The organism is Paraglaciecola arctica, from assembly GCF_018861065.1.
In the GTDB taxonomy this organism is placed as follows: Bacteria; Pseudomonadota; Gammaproteobacteria; order Enterobacterales; family Alteromonadaceae; genus Paraglaciecola; species Paraglaciecola arctica_B.
In genome coordinates this window covers 78,219-101,073 of sequence record NZ_JAHKQO010000007.1, presented here as the reverse complement: position 1 = coordinate 101,073, position 22,855 = coordinate 78,219, and the positions used below count along the sequence as shown (strand labels likewise).

At 40.8% G+C, this 22,855-nt stretch carries 15 protein-coding genes; 9 read left to right on the top strand and 6 right to left on the bottom strand.

The features are described 5' to 3' along the window. Window positions 1–25: 25 nt before the first annotated feature. Entirely contained in the window at window positions 26–2,371 is a 2,346-nt protein-coding gene (gene arcB / locus KO534_RS02605; RefSeq protein ID WP_215926922.1) for an aerobic respiration two-component sensor histidine kinase ArcB, read from the bottom strand. 547 nt (window positions 2,372–2,918) lie between these two features. Here arcB and gltB point away from each other — a divergent pair. Both gltB and KO534_RS02595 read left to right on the top strand, forming a co-directional pair. After that, the gene (gltB, locus tag KO534_RS02600) at window positions 2,919–7,385 is read left to right on the top strand and encodes a glutamate synthase large subunit (protein WP_215926920.1); all 4,467 of its coding nucleotides are present in this window, start codon (window positions 2,919–2,921) and stop codon (window positions 7,383–7,385) included. A 9-nt stretch (window positions 7,386–7,394) separates the two neighbouring features. Beyond that, window positions 7,395–8,810: an FAD-dependent oxidoreductase gene (locus KO534_RS02595; protein ID WP_215926918.1), complete on the top strand. Its 1,416-nt coding sequence runs from the start codon at window positions 7,395–7,397 to the stop codon at window positions 8,808–8,810. A gap of 77 nt (window positions 8,811–8,887) precedes the next feature. Here the strand turns inward: KO534_RS02595 and KO534_RS02590 are convergent, their stop codons facing one another. Both KO534_RS02590 and KO534_RS02585 read right to left on the bottom strand, forming a co-directional pair. Continuing rightward, window positions 8,888–10,015 carry an endonuclease/exonuclease/phosphatase family protein gene (locus KO534_RS02590; protein WP_252731919.1) on the bottom strand — a complete coding sequence of 376 codons (1,128 nt, stop codon included), beginning with the start codon at window positions 10,013–10,015 and terminating at the stop codon, window positions 8,888–8,890. Between the two features lie 116 nt (window positions 10,016–10,131). After that, window positions 10,132–13,242, bottom strand: coding sequence for a TonB-dependent receptor (locus tag KO534_RS02585; RefSeq protein WP_215926904.1), 3,111 nt, complete (start codon window positions 13,240–13,242; stop codon window positions 10,132–10,134). Between the two features lie 357 nt (window positions 13,243–13,599). Here KO534_RS02585 and udk point away from each other — a divergent pair, with 357 nt between their 5' ends. From udk to KO534_RS02570, 3 genes are read left to right on the top strand one after another with little or no spacing between them, the layout of a single operon-like run. Next, entirely contained in the window at window positions 13,600–14,223 is a 624-nt protein-coding gene (gene udk, locus KO534_RS02580; RefSeq protein ID WP_215926902.1) for a uridine kinase, read from the top strand. Window positions 14,224–14,270: 47 nt separating this feature from the next. Next, window positions 14,271–15,479 (top strand): NupC/NupG family nucleoside CNT transporter, encoded by a 1,209-nt coding sequence (locus tag KO534_RS02575; RefSeq protein WP_215926900.1) that lies wholly within the window; start codon window positions 14,271–14,273, stop codon window positions 15,477–15,479. Between the two features lie 27 nt (window positions 15,480–15,506). Further along, on the top strand, window positions 15,507–16,346 hold the full coding sequence (locus tag KO534_RS02570; protein ID WP_215926898.1) for a 2OG-Fe(II) oxygenase family protein: 840 nt from the start codon (window positions 15,507–15,509) through the stop codon (window positions 16,344–16,346). Between the two features lie 98 nt (window positions 16,347–16,444). Here the strand turns inward: KO534_RS02570 and KO534_RS02565 are convergent, their stop codons facing one another. Continuing rightward, window positions 16,445–17,614 (bottom strand): tetratricopeptide repeat protein, encoded by a 1,170-nt coding sequence (locus KO534_RS02565; protein WP_215926896.1) that lies wholly within the window; start codon window positions 17,612–17,614, stop codon window positions 16,445–16,447. A gap of 87 nt (window positions 17,615–17,701) precedes the next feature. Further along, window positions 17,702–18,838 carry a tetratricopeptide repeat protein gene (locus tag KO534_RS02560; RefSeq protein WP_252731918.1) on the bottom strand — a complete coding sequence of 379 codons (1,137 nt, stop codon included), beginning with the start codon at window positions 18,836–18,838 and terminating at the stop codon, window positions 17,702–17,704. Between the two features lie 153 nt (window positions 18,839–18,991). On the opposite strand from KO534_RS02560, the gene mtnN reads away from it, so the two are divergent. The 4 genes from mtnN (at window position 18,992) to KO534_RS02540 (ending at window position 21,576) form a co-directional block, all read left to right on the top strand. Further along, the gene (mtnN, locus tag KO534_RS02555) at window positions 18,992–19,687 is read left to right on the top strand and encodes a 5'-methylthioadenosine/S-adenosylhomocysteine nucleosidase (protein WP_215926892.1); all 696 of its coding nucleotides are present in this window, start codon (window positions 18,992–18,994) and stop codon (window positions 19,685–19,687) included. After that, window positions 19,687–20,649: a cobalamin biosynthesis protein CobD/CbiB gene (locus KO534_RS02550; protein ID WP_215926890.1), complete on the top strand. Its 963-nt coding sequence runs from the start codon at window positions 19,687–19,689 to the stop codon at window positions 20,647–20,649. The genes mtnN and KO534_RS02550 overlap by 1 nt, the downstream gene beginning before the upstream one ends. A gap of 111 nt (window positions 20,650–20,760) precedes the next feature. Continuing rightward, window positions 20,761–21,135 carry a rhodanese-like domain-containing protein gene (locus KO534_RS02545; RefSeq protein ID WP_215926888.1) on the top strand — a complete coding sequence of 125 codons (375 nt, stop codon included), beginning with the start codon at window positions 20,761–20,763 and terminating at the stop codon, window positions 21,133–21,135. 18 nt (window positions 21,136–21,153) lie between these two features. Then, entirely contained in the window at window positions 21,154–21,576 is a 423-nt protein-coding gene (locus KO534_RS02540) for a DUF2721 domain-containing protein (protein WP_215926886.1), read from the top strand. A gap of 70 nt (window positions 21,577–21,646) precedes the next feature. Here KO534_RS02540 and tyrS read toward each other — a convergent pair whose 3' ends face one another. Next, window positions 21,647–22,846 (bottom strand): tyrosine--tRNA ligase, encoded by a 1,200-nt coding sequence (tyrS, locus tag KO534_RS02535; protein WP_215926884.1) that lies wholly within the window; start codon window positions 22,844–22,846, stop codon window positions 21,647–21,649. Between the last annotated feature and the right edge of the window lie 9 nt (window positions 22,847–22,855).

Here is a 22,855-nt window from a genome sequence, read left to right as displayed (position 1 = left end):
TCTAGCTTCTAGCTTCTAGGCAATGCTAATCATCAATATCCTGCTGACTTAACCAATTCACTAATTTTTGCATGTCTTGAGCCGCAGCTTGATTTAATTGCTCTACCCAATCATGCACATTCTGCCACCAGGCAGGGTGATCACCTTGTTGAATTTCATTAGCAATTTTTTGCACTCTGGCGAGTCCTACTGAGCCTGCGGCACCTTTGATTTTGTGTGCTTGTGAACACACTTCGTCTTTTTCATCGGCACTTAAACTAATTTGCAATATCTCTAAGTATTCGGGCATTTTTTCTTCAAATACTTTGACACTGGTACGCACCATTTCATGGCCGATAGTATCCACCAACATTTGCAATAATTCTAAGTCGAGGATGGTATTCAATTGGTCTTTTTTGGGTTCTGGTGCGGGTTGATGCGGCTCGCTGGGTTGTTCACAAAACAAGCTATTAAAGACTTCGATGATGCGACTCTTTTTAACCGGCTTAGCTATGACATCGTCCATGCCGTTATCAAGATATTCCTGTCGGGTTTTGATCACGTTCGCTGTCAAAGCTACGATACTGGTTTGTTCTACCAAAGACTCTTCGTGTAAAACATTGGCAACTTCAAATCCATTCATATCTGGCAATTGAATGTCTAGTAGAATCAAATCATATTGTTTGTCTCTTGCCATAGTAATGGCTTCGTTACCCGTCATGGCTACGTCAACATGCTGTCCTAGCTTTTCTAACAGGGCTTTAGCAACCATTACGTTTAATTCAATGTCTTCGACTAGCAGAATCTGCAAGCCTGTAACTTTAAGTGTTTCAACTTGTATAGGATTTTTACTAATAGCAAGCGGCAGCTCAACTGTAAAACAGGTACCTTTACCTTCTACACTACTGACGCTAATTTTTCCATTCATCAATGACACCATTTGTTGACAAATAGCGAGACCAATACCTGTACCTGTGGCACTTTGATGTTCAGGTAAATCAACTTGATAATACATCGCAAATATTTTGTCTAACTCTTGCTGTGGTATGCCAACGCCAGTATCACATACCTTAAATGTCACCATAGAAGTTTCGGCATCAATGCTTTCAGCTTTTACTTCTAAAGACACCGTGCCCTTTTGTGTAAACTTGACGGCATTAAATAACAAATTCCACAAAATTTGCCTAAGTCGAGTTCCGTCTACTTCCACTAAGGCCGGCAGAGGCTCTTGCACATGCGCGACAAAGGTCAGCTCTTTGTCGTCAGCTAACAACTCAATAATACTGCCAAGTTCTTTGGTGAAGTCGTTTATAGAAACGGTTTTAAGGGATAATTCAAGCCTATCTCTATCGAGGCGATCCAAATCAATTATGTCATTAAAAATATTACCAAGAGTGATACCACTGGCATATATAGTACTGACCCAAGCAAACTGCTCGCTAGTCAAGTTGGTATCACGCAACATTCTACTAAGGCCAACAATGCCATTGAGTGGGGTACGTAATTCATGACTAATAGTCGCGATAAAAGCAGTTTTATCTTTACTGGCTTTAGTTACAACGTTTTCTGCCTGCTTACGCTCTGTAATATCACGACCAAAAGCGAGTATGCCCAGTCGAGTCCCGTCAGCACTAAAGAATGGAACCTTACGCATCTCAAAGTATCGGCGTCGACCGTCAGCAAAACGCAACCATAATTCTTCAGTAATACTGACATCGTTTTCGAGGATATCTTGGTCACTCGCGACAACTTGGCGGGCGAGTTCTTCGTCGTAAACTTGGTGAGGTGTTAAACCAATTAATTCTTGTTCGGTTTTACCTGTCATTTGTTCTGCAACTCGGTTGCAGCCTGCAAACTGGCCCTCTTGATTACGATAATAAATTAAGTCGGGAGATGCATCGATAATAGATCTCAATAATGTAGATAACTGCGATGCTTGTTTTTCTTTTTCAGACTTATCTTTGATTTCATGCTCTAAGTCTGTAAATACACTTTCTCGCTCCAACTGCGCATTTTTGCGTTGTTCAATCTCATGATTGAGCTGCTTTATATTATTCTGCAACGTACGATTCAGTAACTCATCTTCTTCACGCAATTTTTCTAACTGCGCAACAGCGTCTTCAAGACTCTCTCTAGAGTTTTCTAGTTGTTTCACTAATTCACTAAAGAGCCACAGTACCCATGGCGCACTTAGCAAAGTCAGAATAAACGCGCTAATAAAATCTTCAATATGAGCTCGGTCACTGACAATGAGTCTCATAAAGTAAGTACCAGTAAAGGTAAATATCAAGGTCAAAATAACGAACAAAACACTGGATTTTACCGCCCCAAAGCGATTGATTAATTGTGCAGCGCGGATTGCCCATGGCTCAACTGAGGTCTTTTTCGTCATAATATAGGGGTCTCAAACTTGTGTGGTTTTAACCAATTCGCGACATGCTAGCAAGAAAGTTCCTAGGATCAAAACTTAGCCAAGCATTAAAGTGTATATATCAAGCCCAATAAAACTATTTATGCACTTTTTTTAAATATAAATTCAATACATTGCTAATCGTCATTTGAAATAAAGCCCTTTTTTTAACCTTTTAGTAACAAACGATGCTGTTTTTTAGCTTTTTTTTATAGCTTATAACCAAGCTGCAATACAAAACTATGCCTTTGAAATAAAAGAATTTTTAATACTAAATAGGTAGCAATGAATGAAAAATACGAAATCCTGCATATAAGAGAATTGATTTATAAAATAATCCTCGGTATTTTGTACAACCTGCTTAGTATAAATATTCGATACTCGACTGGTATCCCCGATAATAATTACGACCGGAAAATAAGCACCAGGGCATGAAGCCACCTCACATTCATACACGTATCTTAGATGTATGATTAGTACTAACAATATACACACCCTGCCCAGTCGAAGGTTGAAGGAGTTTGCATTAATGAGTTTATATCATCCTAATGATTCAAAGGATAACTGTGGTTTTGGTTTAATCGCCCACACTAAAGGCGAGCCAAGTCATAAATTGGTCAGTACTGCTATTGAAGGCTTAGACCGTATGCAACATCGTGGCGGGATCGCCGCAGATGGCAAAACAGGCGATGGCTGCGGACTTCTGCTACAAAAACCCGACGCGTTTTTTCGTGGCATTGCGGAACAAGAAAGCTGGAAACTAAGTAAAATGTACGCCGTGGGCGTAATTTTTCTTAATCAAGACCAAGCTTTAGCTGATACGGCAAAACAAATCATTACCGAAGAACTGGAAAAAGAAACCCTTGGCGTTGTGGGTTGGAGAGTCGTACCCACCGACAATTCTATTTTGGGCGACTTAGCAGCATCTTGCGTACCACAAATCGAACAAGTATTTGTTAACGGACCATCAGGATGGCGGTCACAAGACTTAGAGCGTCGATTGTTTATGGCACGTAGACGTGCAGAAAAACGTCTAGCCGACGACGAAGAATTCTACATTGCCAGTTTATCCAGTTTAGTCACAGTGTATAAAGGCCTAGTAATGGCCGGGGATTTACCGAAATTTTATCTAGATTTAGCCGACGAAAATATGAAATCGGCTATTTGTGTATTTCACCAACGCTTTTCAACCAACACCTTACCTCGTTGGCCACTAGCTCAGCCATTTAGGTTTTTGGCACACAACGGCGAAATCAATACTATTCGTGGCAACCGCGATTGGGCTCAAGCTCGCACCGGTAAATTCAAAACGCCTTTATTGCCGGATTTAGCTGACGCTGCACCTTTTGTAAATGAGGTGGGTTCTGACTCTTCCTCATTAGACAATATGCTTGAATTATTTTTAGCCGGCGGTATGGATTTATTCCGCGCCATGCGTTTGTTAGTGCCACCGGCCTATCAAAACAACAAAACCATGGATGAAGACCTAAAAGCCTTTTACGAATTCAACTCGATGCACATGGAGCCTTGGGATGGTCCAGCGGGCATTGTACTGACAAATGGTAGACACGCAGCCTGTAACCTTGATCGCAATGGCTTGCGACCTGCACGTTACGTGATTACTAATGACGGCTTAATTACCTTAGCATCAGAAGTCGGTATTTGGGATTACAACCCAGAAAACGTCCTTGAAAAAGGCCGAGTAGCTCCTGGTGAAATGTTAGCTATAGATACCCAAACAGGTAAATTATGGCGTTCGAACGAGATAGATGACGATTTAAAAGGTCGACATCCTTACAAAGAGTGGCTCGATAAGAGTATTCGCCGCCTAACACCTATTGAAGAATGTGATGCCCCTGAAATTGGCAAACGTATGTTTGACGATGACATGATGAATACTTACTTCAAGCAATTTAACTACAGTTACGAAGAAATAGAACAAGTCGTAAAAGTGTTGGCGAAAGACGGCCAAGAAGCCACAGGCTCTATGGGTGATGATACACCTATGGCTGTGCTTTCAGGAAAAAATAGAACTGTTTATGACTATTTCAGGCAGCAATTTGCGCAAGTAACCAATCCTCCCATTGACCCCTTGCGCGAAAACCACGTGATGTCATTGGCGACTTGTATTGGCCGTGAAAAATCGGTGTTCACTGAAACATCGGGCTATGCCGACCGTGTATTGTTTGACTCACCAATAATGGTATATACAGATCTAAAACAATTACGTAATTACGATCCTGAACATTATTATGCTGAGTTTGTCGACCTTAACTACCCACCAGATGAAGGCCTTAAAACCGCCATTAATCGCATCTGTAATGAAGTAGAACACTTGGTCTCTCATAAACGTGCCGCATTTGTTATTTTGTCGGACCGCGCTATTAAAGCATCAAGGATCCCAATTCCTGCAGCGATGGCAGTAGGTGCGGTGCAAAAACGCTTAGTCGACAAAGGGTTACGATGTGATGCCAATATAGTAGTAGAGACGGCCTCAGTTAGAGATCCTCATCACTACGCAGTATTGCTTGGTCTTGGTGCCACTGCTATTTATCCCTTCCTTGCCTATGAAATTATTGAGCAAATGTGTGAATCTGGTAATTTGGATATGACACCCATGCAAGCCGTTATTAATTACCGTAAAGGTATTAATAAAGGTCTGTATAAAATCATGTCAAAAATGGGTATTTCCACTATTGCCAGTTACCGTAGTTCAAAATTATTTGAAGCCATAGGCATCAACAATTCGGTAATGGAAACCTGTTTTAAGGGTGTACCGAGTCGTATTCAAGGTGCTGATTTTGAAGATTTCCAGCAAGACCAAATTAATTTAAACCGTGTTGCTTGGTTAAAACGTAAAAACCTGGCTCATGGCGGACTATTAAAATACGTACACGGTGGTGAGTATCATTCTTACAATCCTGACGTTGTTACATCACTACAAAAAGCCGTAGTGAGCGGTAATTATCAAGATTATCAAAAATTTAGCGCCTTGGTGAATGAACGACCTATTGCCTGTTTACGAGATTTATTGGCTTTGGCTCCAACAGCCGAGGCCATTTCAATAGATGAAGTTGAACCGGCTGAAAACCTATTCCCACGTTTCGATACCGCAGCCATGTCAATTGGAGCCTTGAGCCCTGAAGCCCATGAAGCCTTAGCAATCGCGATGAACCGCTTAGGTGGTAATTCTAATTCAGGTGAAGGTGGCGAAGATCCTAAACGTTTTGGCAACGAGCGAAATTCCAATATCAAACAGATTGCGTCTGGTCGTTTTGGTGTGACACCACATTATTTAGTGAACGCCAAAATTCTGCAAATAAAAGTTGCTCAGGGTGCGAAACCAGGAGAAGGCGGGCAATTGCCTGGTGACAAAGTTAATGCATATATTGCTGAATTACGCCATTCGGTGCCAGGCGTAACCTTAATATCACCACCACCTCATCATGATATTTATTCAATTGAAGATCTAGCGCAGCTTATTTTTGACTTAAAACAAGTTAATCCAGCGGCACTTATTTCTGTAAAATTAGTATCAGAACCTGGAGTCGGTACCATAGCCTGTGGTGTGGCAAAAGCTTACGCTGACCTAATTACCATTTCTGGTTATGACGGGGGCACAGGTGCCAGCCCATTAACTTCAGTTAAATATGCCGGCAGCCCGTGGGAATTAGGTCTGGCTGAAACTCAGCAAGCGCTAGTGAGTAATGGGTTGCGCCATAAAGTAAGAGTACAAACCGACGGTGGCTTAAAAACTGGCCTTGATGTTATCAAAGCTGCAATTCTGGGTGCTGAAAGCTTTGGTTTTGGTACCGGCCCAATGGTAGCGTTAGGTTGTAAATACTTACGTATTTGTCACCTCAATAATTGTGCGACAGGTATTGCTACACAAGACGAAAATTTACGTGATAATTATTTCATTGGTTTACCTGATATGGTGATGAACTACTTTAAGTTTATTGCTCAGGAAGTACGTGAAATTATGGCCTCAATGGGGGTTCGCAAACTAGATGACCTGATTGGACGCACTGATTTATTAAACGTCCTAAACGGTATTTCGTCTAAACAAAACAAATTAGATCTCAGCCCTATCCTAGCTAAGCCAGAAGCAGGCGACCATACGAAACTCTTCTGCAGTGAAGAAGCGAATGCACCGGCTGACAAAGGTGATTTAAACCAGTTGTTGCTAGCAGAATTGACCAATACTGTGAAAAACAAAAGTGGCGGTGTTTTCCATTATCCGATCCGCAACACTGACCGTTCTGTCGGCGCTATTATTTCCGGCTTGATTGCTCAGCATCACGGTAACAAAGGTATGGACGAACACCCAATTAAACTGAATTTCACCGGTACAGCCGGACAAAGTTTTGGTGTTTGGAATGCTGGCGGTTTAGAAATGACCCTAATCGGCGACGCCAACGATTACGTAGGTAAAGGCATGACCGACGGTAAGCTAGTGATTCACCCACCAAGAGGTGTTAGCTTCAAGTCAAATGAAAGTGTCATTGCTGGTAATACCTGCTTATACGGAGCAACAGGTGGTAAATTGTTTGCCGCGGGCATAGCAGGTGAGCGATTTGCAGTGCGTAACTCAGGTGCCATCGCTGTAGTAGAAGGCATAGGTGACAACGGCTGTGAATACATGACTGGCGGTATAGTGGCAGTGCTTGGACGCACAGGTGTTAACTTTGGTGCAGGTATGACTGGTGGCTTTGCATACATATTAGACGAACAGGATGATATTGAGCAGCGCGTGAATGGTGAGTTAGTTGAACTTATGTCTATAGAAGACAAAGCTATTTTAATGGAACATCTCCGTGGCCTAATTAACCAACATTACGAAGAAACCGGCAGTGAGCATGCTCATGATATCTTAAGCAACTTTGCTGAGTATTTGCCGAAGTTCAGACTGGTTAAACCTAAAACCAGTGACGTTAAAAATTTACTCGGTCACATAAGTCGGTCTACAGCCGAATTACGTGTTCAAGTGCAATAAGGGGGTATCATGTCTAAGAATGTATACCAATTTGTTGATGTAGAGCGAATAGATCCACCTAAAAAGCCCTCTATCATCAGACGTGAAGAATTTGCTGAAATTTATCAGCCAATGAGTGATACCCAAGTAGCAGGTCAGGCTGACCGTTGTCTTGACTGCGGTAACCCTTATTGTGAATGGAAGTGCCCAGTACATAATTTCATTCCGCAATGGTTAAGTTTAGCTAACGAAGGACGCATCTTTGAGGCGGCTGAGTTATCGAGCAAAACCAACACCCTTCCTGAAGTGTGTGGACGTGTTTGCCCCCAAGATAGATTGTGTGAAGGAGCCTGTACCCTTAATGACGATTTTGGTGCGGTTACTATTGGCAGCATTGAAAAATACATTACCGACACCGCCTTTAAACAAGGCTGGCGTCCGGATATGTCCAAGGTCGTTAAGACCAAAAAGAAAGTCGCCATTATTGGAGCGGGTCCAGCAGGCTTAGGTTGCGCTGATATTTTGGTGCGAAATGGCGTTAAACCAGTCGTCTTTGATAAGTATGAAAAAATTGGCGGATTGTTAACTTTTGGCATCCCATCTTTCAAATTAGAAAAAGATGTAATGGCACTGCGCCACGAAATTTTCACCGAAATGGGTATCGAGTTTGTCCTCAATACTGAAGTTGGCAAAGACAAACCTTTCCAAGAATTATTGGATGGTTATGATGCGGTCTTCCTTGGGATGGGCACTTACCAACCTATGCAAGGTGGTTTTGATAATGAAAAAGCCCCGGGCGTTTACGAAGCTCTACCTTATCTAATTGCCAATGTTAATCGTCAACTAGGGTTAGAAAAATCAGCCACAGACTTTGTCGACATGAAAGGCAAAAAAGTAGTGGTACTAGGTGGTGGTGATACCACTATGGACTGTGTGCGTACTGCAATTCGTCAAGGCGCAACTGACGTTACTTGCGCCTACCGTCGCGATGAAAAAAGTATGCCTGGTTCGCGCCGCGAAGTCGTTAATGCTCGTGAAGAAGGGGTAAATTTCAAGTTTAACCTTATGCCTCTTGATGTTGCCGTTGATGAACACGGTAAAGCCATAGGTGTAAAAATGCTTAAGACTGAAATGGGTGAGCCGGATGCTGAAGGTCGCCGCCGCCCTGTAGTAATTGAAGGCTCAGAACATGTACTTGAAGCTGATGCAGTAATAATTGCTTTTGGCTTCCAACCTAGCCCAGCTAATTGGTTTGCTGACTTTGGCATTGTGCTTGACGAAAAAGGCCGAGTACGTGCCCCTAAACATGGCAAGTACGCTTTCCAGACCTCTAATCCTAAGATCTTCTCTGGTGGAGACATGGTACGTGGCTCAGATTTAGTAGTGACTGCTATTGACGAAGGTCGCTGCGCTGCAGAGGGAATATTGGATTACTTAGGCGTGTAGGCTATCCGTAGCAAACAACTGACCATAAAAAGGGGCTTATACGCCCCTTTTTTGATTTTAGAGATGAAGGAATCCCCTTAATCCTTGGCCACAATATCAACCCACACCAAGCGATGATCAGAAGAACTTTCACGACCTTTAATTAAACGGTATAGCGGATCGTCCTTTTTCGGCCAAAAAACCCCTCTCCCATTAGTTTCAAGTGAAGTAGAAGGCAACACATAATCAGCGCGCATAGCCCATTCAGCAGTATGCTGTGCGGCAAATTCATTGTTGGGGCTATGCATACTTGCCGCTTCACTTGTAGGCACAACAGCATTGTTCACCAATGGGTGAGTAAGTAGCCCTCTGATCCCGTCTTTTAATCCATCCCCTTCATCTGGAGAAGCATTTAAATCACCAGCAATAATAAAGTGCTCTCCTTGAAACCCACCTGAGTTTCCTTGGTCATCGTAAATGTAAGCCGAGCGTTGATTACCCGATAGATAATCATTCCAGAAGCGAATTTCGTCATGATTTCGTTTGCCATTGCGATTTTCAGGTCCGTCAAACACTGGAGGCGTCGGATGACTGGCTAACAAATGAATAATATCCTCTCCAAACTTAATTGGGATATCCCAATGCGACTTAGAAGACAAACGTAAAATTTGCTGAGCGGCATGACTATAGTAAGGCTCACCATTTGTTTCTTCAATCGTAGGCAATAGACTATTGGGCATATCTTTCCAAAGGAAATGTTGAAAGGTTCGGATTTTGTGTTGTTCAATGGGGTACTTGCTAAGAACTAACATGCCATATTGACCAGGGTAAAAGCCAAATCCAAAAGCATCTCCTTGGGTTCCAGAAGCAATGCTATCTTTATCTAAATCCATTCCAGAGTTCACACCTGTATTGACAGCAGCACTGTAAAAATAGGGATAGTCAATTGGATCCTTATGGTTTTGAGGCATCTTAAGATACAGATTTAGGAAATGCTCAACGTCAGACATCGCGTTGTTAGAATAATCAAATTCATTCAATAAAATGATATCAGGCCTAACTCGTTGGATAATTTCCGCTATATTTTTAATTTGCTTGTGCTCACCACTCAGCAAATTTTTAGACAGTTCATTACCAATGGGCACCTGCCCTTGCTCGACATAATTAGTGCCGTCCATACTGACATTAAAAGTCGCAACTCGAATACTTTGACTATTAGAGGTCATGCTGAACACCATTAAGAAAACCATCAATATTTTAAACATAGTTAAACCATTTGTGAGGAGTACCAATAAAAAAGCCGACTACAAGTAGTCGGCTTTTAGAGTGTCTAAGTTACAGCTTAGAACTTATATTTAACACCAAAACGCACTTCCCATAGCGATGCGCCACGGTTTACACCTTGCTCAGAAGCATTATAAGCTTCATATACATATTGGTTTTGGTCGTTGATTGATGCTGTAATTACGTCATCGCCAACGAATGAACCTTGACGGAATACACCCCAATCATCGTTCAACATGTTACCCAAGTTTTCGATAACAAAGAACGCACTGGCTTTATGGCCTTCAAAGAACGAAGGAAGCTCTTGCTCAACTCGAACATCAAACTTAATCCACCAATCAGCAGAAGTAGAGTTACGATCCATGATAGCACCACGAGTTAAACCTTCTTCGTCGATCAACTTGTTGAAACCTTCAAGGTCAAAACCATCTGCATAAACAACATTTGCATCATTCTCTTCAGGTACGTATATCAAGTTTCTGTAGTCGTTTGAATCAGGGAACATGCTTGAAGAGTTTGAGAAGGTATAAGAAATTGGCTTACCTTCGTTTGCAGTACCAAACAGACTAAAACGGGTGTCATGGCCATCAATAAACTCGTGCTTATAGCTCAAGTTCATTGTGAAACGGTGACGAGTTTCATAGTCAGAAGTGAATACACCTGGGTTGGTCACGTTAGAAGTGGCGACGTTACCATAGTTAGAGCCAGCAGTTGAGCTAGTCATTGGGCTAACATCAGTAGAACGTGTAAATGCATAAGCTAATGATGCATCTAGACCAGAGTCATATTCTTTGCTAACAGCTAAAGAAAGTACTTTAGAGTCGCCATCTGAGCCTTTAACGTTAGTTAACATCAAGTCGTAACCGTCAAAGCGACCATTTGATGCAAGAATAGGACGACCGTCTGGTGCGTCTACACCAACATCAGACAATGCCAAATCTTGAACGATAGGAGAGTCTTTTTTCTTGGTGTACATTAGGTCAGCAGAAATTACGTAGTCATTATCGGTAATATAAGTACCACCTACGGCATACTTCCACTCATGAGGCATTTTGAAGTCAGGATCAGTCGCATTAACGCCACCGTCACCTGATGTGATAGAGGTGTTGGCTACCGCGTCGTACATGGCTTGTGGTATGTCATAGATTGGACGACCTTCACCAGTTAACTGAGTAGTGAACAAAGTATCAAAGTTTTCAATTTCCCCTTCACGAACACCAATGTTAGTTACACCATCATTCGAGTAAGCGTTAGAAATCCAAACGTTAGGGTTACCACCAGAGTAACGGCCTACACCACCACGAATTTCAAGGTTTTCAGCAACAGACCAGTTGAAACCAACTCGAGGCTGAACCAAAGATAGTCCGTCAACAGTACCAGTATTTGCAAAACCATAACGCTCTTGGAAGTTAACGTTCAAGGTTGGTGTGTCGTCGGTGCTGTATTTATCATAACGTAAACCTACCATTAACTGGATATCATCAGTCAGATCAAAGTCGTCCTGAACATAAATAGTAGTAGTAGTGTTAGCAAATGTTGCGCCAGCGTCAGCTGGGTTATTCGTACCCGCAGAGTTATTGTAGTAGATACGGTCAACCGCACCCGCTTCAAAATCAGCGATAGAGTTAAAACGATACTCACCCACTGTATGCTGCATAAACAAGTTAAATACGTCTAATTTTTCGTATTCGATACCACCAGTGATTTTGTGATCATCTAAATAGTAAGTCGCTGCTAATTTGAATGTATCTGTATCATAATTTAGTTGGTTAGATTGACGAGAATCATCTGGACCAATGTAAATTGTGCCACCGTCAGTGTTAATTTGCGCTTCGGCAAATCCTGAGGCTGCATCTAGTGAATTCTGGCGATTAAGTAGTTCGGATTGGCCAATACGTAATTCTGTACTGAAATTGTCTGTCCAATCTGAATAAATAGAAACAACAGTATTGGTTAACTCTGCTCCACGCTCGTAGAAATGATTAGACAAAGATAAACGGCTTGAACCCGTGTCTGATTGACTTAGACTAAAACCATCATTCCAGTTGTACATAAGTGATGCACGGTGTTGGTCATTGATGTTCCAATCTAATTTAACTAAGATTTTTTCATCTTCGATTGGTGCACTACCAGGTAAACCGCCCACATCGTAATTATAAACACGCTGCGCGATTTCAGTTACTTGATCGACTTCATCTTGCGTGATACGACCTAATGCGTCGTATCCAAACAACTGAACACCTTCTACTTTTTCATATGAACCAAAGAAGAAAAGCGTATCTTTAATTAGAGGGAAACCAACGTTTACACCATAACGTTTTTCGGTGTAGTTACCGTTATCTTGCTCTTCGCCTTCTACCGAATCACCTTTAAAAGAGTCGCTAGTAAAGTCGTAAAAAGCACTGCCGTGAATTTCGTTAGTACCTGACTTGGTAACAGCATTAATATTACAAGCGGTGAATCCACCGTATTGAACATCAAAAGGCGCTAACTCAACAGCAACTTGCTCGATAGCATCAAAAGAGAATGGCATACGTTCGGTTGGATAACCATTGCTGTTCAAGCCGAAGTTATCGTTCATGCGCACACCGTCAAGTGTTAAGCTATTGTAACGAGGGCTTGCACCGGCACATTGAACCGCATCATTAAAACTTTCATCGATATAGATACGAGGATCGGCGCGGATAACATCGTTAATATCACGATTGATTGCTGGAGCATTTTCTAAATCGGCTAAGTTAAAGTTAGCTGAAGGGCCCGTTCCACCGAATGCTGAAGTACTGACTGCAGAAGCAGTCACTACAATGCTTTCCATATTTTGATCATTTTCAAGGGCGAGACTTAGGTCAAAGGCTTCACCTAAGTTTAAGAATACGTCTTCTACGGTTCGATCTTGAAACTGATTAGAATCAACTTTTACTGTATAAGGACCGCCAACACGTAGACCCTTAGCCGAAAACTGGCCAGAATCGTTAACCACTGTGGTTTTAACGGTTCCTGAAGGGACGTGTGTAATAGTAATAACTGTTCCGGCCGCAGCGTTACCTTGTGGGCCTGTTATTTTACCTGAAATACCTGATGACGTTTCTTGTGCCATCGCAGCTCCTGACATGCCTACGGCCAATGTCACTGCCATCGCGATGCGATTGAGTTTTATTTTTTTAAACATTATGTGTTTCCTAAGTTTTATGCGTTCTGAACAGTTAGTCCGAACAGTTATCTGTACTGAATGCCATGAGTCAATGCTGATGGCTTGGTCGATCGATTTAAACCGATTTCTCATTACGTTAACTCTAAGTTTAACAGAATGATTATGACACTTTTATTACAGCTGTGACAGTATTGGTATAATTTTATAAAACTGTCACATATCTCCGTCAAACAACACAAGTTCGCAACATACTTTAACATTAAACTTACAAACCTGACCAACGGGTCAAGTATAAAAATGTACATTGTGAACTGACTTTTATCAAGTTCGCTGGTATCTTTCGTACCAATTAATTTCTTTGTGAAGCTGTTTGATATGTCTACCCCTTTAGTTATTGCCATTTCAGGCGCATCTGGTTCTGGTAAGTCCTTGTTTACTGAGAATTTATTGAAAGAATTTTCGGAAGAAGGTAAAACAGTACAAATTCTACGTGAAGATCATTACTATCGTTCTCAAGATCATTTGCCCATGACTGACCGTGAAAAAAATAATTACGATCACCCCAAAGCCTTCGAGCACGAGTTATTAGTAAAACATCTACAAGCGTTAAAAAATTGGCAATCAATTGAATATCCCCATTACTGCTACAAGACACACACACGCCTTGCAGAAACTGAGACACTCAATTCAGCGCCTGTGATTATCATCGAAGGCATCATGCTTTTAGCAAATGACGCATTGCAGCCTTTGTTTGATATCAAAATATTTGTTGATACCCCTTTAGATATTTGTTTATTACGAAGAATGAAAAGGGATATTGCAGAGCGAGGAAGAACCTTTGAATCGGTAGCCAACCAATACCAAACAACGGTAAAACCTATGTATCATCAATTTATCGCACCGAGTCGATTCACCGCAGACGTCATTGTTACCCAAGGCGGAAAAAATCGAATTGCGTTAGATGTCATTAAATCTCATATTCAACAGAGCTTGCTATAACTGTCGGTTTTACGCTGCTCGAATAATAATAAAAAGAAGGAAAAAGTATGGTTAGTCTTATTGGCGTTGCTTTAATGCTGCTGATTGCCTTTATGTTTTCAGCTCATAAAAAAGCAATTAATTGGCGGACCGTTGGCGGAGCCTTTGCGATCCAAGCTGGGGTGGGAGCCTTAGTGTTGTACTTCCCTCCGGGAATACAGTTTTTACTGGCTTTAACTGGCTATGTAGAAAACATAATTAGTTATAGCCAAGACGGTATTAATTTCATTTTTGGACCCTTGGGTAATAAGTCGATGGGATTCATTTTTGCCTTTAACGTATTGCCAGTCATAGTATTTTTCTCGTCATTAATCACTGTTTTATACCACCTAAAAATTATGAATGTGATTATTCGAGTAATAGGTGGCTTTTTACAGTTTTTCTTAAAAACCAGTCGCCCCGAGTCCATGTCTGCAGCGGCGAATATTTTTGTTGGTCAAACCGAAGCGCCATTAGTCATTAGACCCTATATTCCCAACTTAACCCGCTCAGAGCTTTTTGCTGTGATGGTAGGTGGATTAGCCTCTATTGCAGGGTCAGTCATGGCTGGGTATGCAGGTATGGGTGTAGAAATTAAGTATTTACTCGCCGCTAGTTTTATGGCTGCACCCGGCGGTTTATTAATGGCAAAAATTATTATTCCAGAAACAGAAAAAGTGAAAGATGAGTTAACGGCTAAAGAAGAGCAAGATAACGAATACGCTAATGTATTTGACGCTGCAGCTAGTGGCGCAGCAAGTGGTTTGCATTTGGCCTTAAACGTGGGCGCAATGTTGCTAGCGTTTATCGGTTTAATCGCTTTACTTAACGGATTAATAGGCTGGGGCGGAGGGCTATTTGGTTCGAAAGATTTAAGTTTTCAGGTAATTTTGGGTTATCTTTTCCAACCCATAGCTTGGACATTAGGTGTGCCATGGGATGAAGCAAATATCGCGGGAAGTTTTATTGGACAAAAAATGGTGGTGAATGAATTTGTCGCTTATCTAGATTTCCTTAAATATCAGGCTGAGCTTTCTCCTATTACTCAAGCCATCGTTATTTTTTCTTTGTGTGGATTTGCAAACTTTTCATCAATTGCCATATTGATGGGTGGCATAGGTGCAATGGCGCCAACTAGACGTAAGGAAATTGCCCAACTGGGTTTAAAAACGGTACTCGCAGCCACACTTGCTAATTTAATGAGTGCCGCTTTGGCAGGGTTTTACCTTAGCCTTTAAACAAATATTTATTTTGAGAGAAAAATTATGAAATTAGTTGCAGTCGATTATAAGGCGCCCAATGCAGATAAACTTTTTGTAGAATCTTTGCATCAAACTGGCTTTGGCGTATTGAAAAATCACCCTATTAGCCAAGACAGAGTCACTAGCATATACAAGCGCTGGGAAGCTTTCTTTAATAGTGAAGAGAAAAACCAATACGCATTTAATAAAGATACCCATGATGGCTTTTTTTCAACTGAAATATCTGAAACTGCAAAAGGATTCAAAAAGAAAGATATTAAAGAATACTTTCACTTTTATCCTTGGGGTCGTTGTCCAGAGGCGTTAAAACAAGAGGTGGCTGATTATTACCGCGACACCAATACATTGGCATCTGAGTTATTGTCATGGGTAGAGAAATATTCTCCTGCAGAAGTATCGGCTAAATACACTCAGTCACTCTCGAGCATGGTAACAGATAGTGAGCAAACGCTTTTACGAATTCTGCATTATCCACCACTAGATGGTTCTGAGGAGCCGGATGCAATACGTGCTGCTGCTCATGAAGACATAAATTTGCTGACTATCCTACCTTCTGCCAACGAACCTGGATTGCAAGTAAAAGGAACAGGGGATTCGTGGATTGACGTACCTTGTGATTTCGGCAATTTGATTGTCAATATTGGCGATATGCTGCAAGAAGCTTCAGGAGGGTATTTCCCATCTACTACTCACAGAGTTGTGAATCCTGAAGGCTGCGATCAAACAAAGGCACGCGTTTCTTTGCCGTTATTTTTGCACCCCAACCCAGAGGTAGTATTGTCGGATAGGTACACGGCCAAGAGTTACTTAAAAGAACGTTTAGAAGAGTTAGGTGTAGCATAAATTTAGACTGAGCTAGGTGACCAGATCTCCCTTAATAATAATCAACCGCCTGATATCAATTAGGCGGTTTGCATGACTAAAAGCCTTGTTTCTTGAATTTATAGGCGACTCAAAAACTCTAATTTAGATTGATACATTTGTTCATCTTGTTTATTACGAGCTTTATTTTTGGCTTGTTTTAAATAGCGTTCACTTTGTTGCAATTCGCCAATTTCAAAATAGGCGCGGGCCAGACCAAAATACACTTCATGTTTATTTCTATCTAAAGCGAGAGCTTTGCGAAAATGTTCGAGAGCTTGGTCCCAATGCTGCTGTTCCATTTGTTGCTCACCTAAATCAACGTGATAGTAGGGGTTATTGTTTCTTCGATCTGCCACTTTGCTTAAAATTTCTTCGGCTTCTACCATACGATTAGTGAGTTTATATAAATAGGCTAAATTTTCCATGGCCGTCAGACTATCAGTGTTTATTGTAAGTGCATGATGATAAGCACTTTCTGCTTGAGGAAAGTAACCGCTTAACCGGTACACTATACCCAGATTAATCCATGCAGAATGAAAGTTTGGTTGGATTCGCAAGGCCTCACGAAAATAAGCATAAGCAGACAAGTAATCTTTGCGTAACACCGCATCGGCGCCCTTATTGTTATAAAACATAGATAAAATCGCTTTTTTGCTAACGATTTTTTTGGGTAATCCGCGCCTAGATGACTGCGGGTCAAAATCAACCTGATAACTTCGAGTATTGAATAAATAAACATTGGGATCTTTAGGCGTTAACATTTTAAGGTTTATATGCCCGTTTAACAGGCTAAAACCAGCTCGTCGGGTCCAGTATTCTGGGATCATAATTTCTTGAAAATTTACTTCAAATCCAGCTTCAGTAGCCAAGGCGTAAGTCATGATAGACATGGACAAACAATTTGCGGCTCGTGCCTTAAAGGTATCATTTGCTATGGTGTTGGCGTCACCTTGATATAACAAATTTAACTCTGAACGATCGAATATGGCTTTAACTAAGGCTTCCATTTGGTCAAGTTTATTTTTATAGGGCTCAATTGTGGAGCCTACAAAGGCCTTAGCCGTTTCATCCAAAAAAAACACTTGATGTTCAGATTCAATGTTTACAGTAGAAAATCCTAAATATCCTTGGTCGTGTAATAGATTATCTGTGGGAGCAACGTTTACCACAGTAGATTGACATGCACTAAATAAAACAGCAAAAATTGAAGAAATCAAAACATTCTGAATAGAGGAAAACCGCAGCATAATAATGCCCAAGCAAAATTAACATATTATTAACATAGCGTTAATTACAATGAACTGCTACTTTATTCATCTTAATAACTAGTGGTTTTATCCTGACTTAATACTAGCTAACAACTTTAATTTTCCTTGATAAATAGTTTGCTCTTGAGCTGTTCTTGATTTCTTTTTTGCGAGCTGCAAAAAATGCTGACTACGTTGAAAGTCACCCAATGCAAAGTAAGTTTTCGCTAATCCGAAAAATACTTCGTGATAACTTCTATCTAATTTCAAAGCTCGCTTATAATGCTGCAATGCCACTTCCCATTGCTGTTTTTCAAATGCTTGATCACCCTTGTTGATATGAAAAAAAGGATTGCTAGCTCGTTTGCGTGCAACCCGACTAACGATGTCCTTAGCTTTTTGGTGTTGCCCCATGTATCGGTACAAATGCGACAAATTGCGCCAGGCCGACAGATTGTTTTTGTCTGTTTTAATGGCTTGTAAATAAGCATTTTCTGAAAACGCGTAGTGACCACTAAGTCGATATAAATAGCCTAAATTTGCAAAAGCTGAAGATAAATCAGGTGATTGTAAAATAGCGGACCTAAAATAAGCATAAGCTTTAACGTAGTCGTTTTTTAGAAGAGCGTCAGCGCCATTGTTATTGTGAAACATCGCAACCACCTGTTTACGCTTAAGCAATGTTTTCGGAAAATGCTGGCGAGTCGCTTGCGCATCAAAATCAACCTCGTACCCCTTCTTCTTGAAATGAAAATGTATTCGATTTTTTTGTCTAGGGAGTATTTGAAGATTAATGTGCCTATTGAGTAAACTTTGTCCTTCTCTAATAGTCCAATATTCTGGAACTTTAATATCTTGAAAGCGCACTTCAAAACCTAGCTCTTGAGCAAGCGCAAAAGTCATTATTGACATTGAAAGGCAGTTAGCGGCACGATTCTGAAAAGTCTGATTGGCGACGGTGTTTGCATCTGCTCGATACAGTAAATTTAAATCAGAACGAGAGAATATATGCTGAACTAAAGTTTCAATTTTTTCCTCTGGTTTAAATACCCCCTTTACTGAAGACCTTGCGAATGCTTTAGCTTCTTGATTTAATTCAAAAATGTCCTTTTCAGTTTCGATGGGAATATCTGCAAAGCCATCAAAACCTTGATCGAACAGTAAATCACTTTTAAGAAATGTCACATCAGGAATAGACTGGCAAGCAGACAAAATAACAAACATGAAGCAAACACTTAAAACTCGCATAAGTTACCTTTTGTAGTCACTAGAACGCACACCTTAGAGTCTGATCGCCTTTGAATTGTTTTATAACACTAGCAGACGTATTAAACTTAGGTACTATTGATTTAACTAATTGAAAATTAAGAAAACCATATGAAGATAGCTATTTTAGGTGCCATGGATGAAGAAATAACTCTTATCCGAGACTCATTACAGAATTGCCAAATACAAACGTTTAATCATCTAACAGTTTATGTGGGCAAACTGGGAGATGTAGACGTTGCTCTAGTTAAGTGTGGAATTGGTAAAGTGGCAGCCTCTGTTTCAACTAGTGTGGTGATCCATCATTTTGCACCAGACTATGTCATAAATACGGGATCCGCAGGTGGGTTTTCTAGTCATCTTAATATTGGTGATATCGTTATAGCAACTGAGTTACGACACCATGATGCAGATCTTACCCATTTTGGTTATGAACTAGGCCAAAACGCGGGTATGCCTGCATATTTTGAATGTGACAAAAGTATACTTAAACACGCCGCAAGCGCGACCTCCAGCCTAAACAACGTGCAAGTACAACAAGGACTTATTTGTACCGGTGATTCCTTTGTTGGAAGTGATGAGGCCGCAGCGGTTATTCGTAGAAACTTCCCTGATGTTTGTGCAGTAGAAATGGAAGGCGTTGCCATTGCCCAAAGTTGCCATTTGTTAGGCATTCCTTTTTTAGTGATTCGTTCGTTATCTGATATCGCCGGTAAAACCTCAACGGTTTCATTTGAAGCCTACCTAGACCAAGCAGCCAAAAATTCAGCCACCTTAGTGATGCAAACAATTTCGAAATTGGCCTAATGAATAGCATTATCAATACCTTAATTAGTGAACAACTGTTGTCTTTCTGGGTATTGTTGCTAGTTGTTTTTACCGAACGTTATTTACCTTGGCCTGACAAATATCACCCTGTTAGCTTTATGAAGGCATTAGCTGCGGGTATGCAGGCCAAAGTACTTTCAAACAACCTCAATTCAACCGGGCAACAGAAACTATCAGGCAGCCTAGCTTGTATTGTTTTATTGTTGCCGTTTTACGTAATACTGGCACTGTTCACATACTTATCCGAATATCCGATATTTTTTGAAGCATTAATGCTGCTTGTGGCTTTGCGCTTTCAAGATATACCTAAACAAACAGCCAAAGTTACCGCTGCATTGGCAAAACAACAAAAGATGTTAGCGCGCCACGCTGTATCACAAATAGTCATCAGAAAAACCGAAACAATGTCGCCAATGGGCATAGTCAAAGCTAATATTGAGTCACTATTATTGCGATTTAGCTATCAATATTGCGGCGTCATTTTTTGGTATCTACTAACAGGCGGCGTTGGCGCACTACTCTATCGATTTGTCTACGAAATGTCGTTGAGTTGGAACATAAAGTTAGAAAGGTTTAAGTATTTTGGCCAACCAGTACGCTACTTAAGCAATATATTGCAGTGGCTTCCTAGTAAGCTCGCTAGCGTGAGCATTGTGTTGGCAGTGAATATTAGCCTGGGTATTAAGGCGTTATTTCAACAGATTAGTTATCAATGCAATCACCTGTTTGTTTTAAATCTGTGCGGTTCCAGCCTAGGTATTGAACTTGGAGGTCCTGCCTACTACGATTCACGAAAAATACGCACCACAAAATGCGGTGGCAGCAGGCAAATAATACTAGCCGATAACAACCGAACGTTAGCAGCAATAAATCGCGCCACTTGGGTATGGTTAACACTATATTTTATGGGTTGTGCTTGGTCATTTTCACTCGCCCAATAAACTCAATAGCTAATTAGAAATGCGCATGTTACCGCAATTGTGCTTTACACTATGAATTGTCCTTATTACTATCACTAACTTACTATGTGAGTCACAAAAGAGACCTTTATTATGTTTAAACGCACCGTATTTTGGGTATTAGGCTTACTCAGCTTTTCAGCTTATTCGGGTAACATCAGTACTATTACCCAACAACAATTATTAGCTGCAGAAACGAATAGTCTAGTCATAGTAGATGTTCGTACCCCTGAAGAATTTCAAAAAGGGCATGTGCCCAATGCCATAAATGTTCCTTTAAGTGAAATTGTTGATAACCCAGCAATTTTGTCTTCGTCAAAGGAAAAACCTATTGTGCTGTATTGTCGTTCAGGTTATAGAGCAGGAAAAGCCGCTGAGGCCCTAATAAAAGAAGGCTATGAAAACCTCAGTCATCTTGAAGGTGATATGTTGGCTTGGCAAAAACAAGGCTTAACTGTCGAAAAGTAACGCCAGTTAAGCTCACAAATGGATATAACCTTAACAACACCAGCCATGTTATTCCCTGCGATATCGCTATTGTTGCTCGCCTATACCAACCGTTTTTTAGCCTTAGCCAGTATCATAAGAAATTTTGATTTAGGTGAAAGCAACGAAAATGATCAGCAACAAATCAAAAGTTTACGCGCTAGAATTCAACTGATTAAAAATATGCAAGGTGCTGGCATGGGTAGTTTTTTCTTGTGTGTATTATCAATGTTGGCAATTTATGCTGAATATCAAACTATAGGTAGCACAATATTCGCCTCTAGCTTAGTGCTGCTTTTGTATTCGCTGTGGTTATCAGTAAGGGAAATTCACATATCTGTTGAAGCCCTTGATTTGCATTTAAGTCACCTAAACTTGCCATCCAAAAAACGTACTTGGCATAAAACCACCAAAAATCAATAAAACCACAACGGGAGTTGTCTGGGCATTTTAAAGGGTTGGGCCAACCTCAATAAAAATTGGCCCTAGGTGTTTATTTAAAAGTTATACGAGCAAATTTACGCTTGCCGATCTGCAAAACCACCTGCAAAGCTTCAGTAAACTGATGTTTAACGTTATCTACTTTTTCGCCATCTAGCTTAACCGCCCCTTGTTTGATCATGCGCATTGCATCCGAGGTCGAATTAACTAAGGCTGTTTCTTTAAGAACGTTGGCGATCATCAAACCTTCACTGGGTACGACAAATTCAAACTCCGGCATTTCATCAGGTATGGCATTTTTCTGAAAACGTTGGATAAAATCTTGGTGAGCCGCGTCAGCATCTTGTTGGGTATGGAAACGCGCAATTATCTCTTTCGCCAACTCAATTTTTGTATCTCTAGGATTTAAACCACCTGCAACTTGTTGTTTAATGAGTTCGATGTCCTTCTTAGGCCTAAAGCTCAATAAATCATAATAGCGCCACATTAAATCATCAGAAATAGACATAATTTTTCCAAACATGTCATTAGGCGCATCGGTGATCCCTATGTAATTACCCAAAGACTTCGACATTTTTTGAACGCCATCTAAACCTTCAAGTAACGGCATCATCAATACGGTTTGCTGACTTTGACCTTCTGATTTTTGCAACTCTCTGCCCATCAGTAGATTAAATCTTTGATCGGTACCACCGAGTTCAACATCTGCTTTTAAGGCAACAGAATCCCAACCTTGCACTAATGGATAAAGAAACTCATGGATAGCAATAGGTTGACCACCAGCATAACGTTTTTTAAAATCATCACGCTCTAACATCCTTGCTACAGTTTGATTAGAGGCTAGTTTAATCATTCCTGCAGCGCCCAACTTATCCATCCACTGTGAATTAAAACTAATGGTTGTTTTTTCAGGGTCAAGTATTTTGAATACTTGTTCTTTGTAGGTTTCAGCGTTAGCTAATACGTCTTCCTTCGTCAGAGGTTTTCTAGTGACATTTTTACCAGTTGGATCACCTATCAAGCCGGTAAAATCGCCAATCAGAAAGATAATCTCATGGCCTAGCTGCTGAAAAGTGCGCAACTTGTTGATTAATACGGTATGACCTAAATGCAAATCTGGAGCAGTTGGATCAAATCCCGCTTTGATTTTTAGAGGCTTGCCAGTTTTTAGTTTGGCAATCAGTTCGTCTTCTATTAATATTTCTTCTGCTCCGCGCTGAATTTCAGCCATTGCACTTTGCCAATCTGACATTTTTGTAAC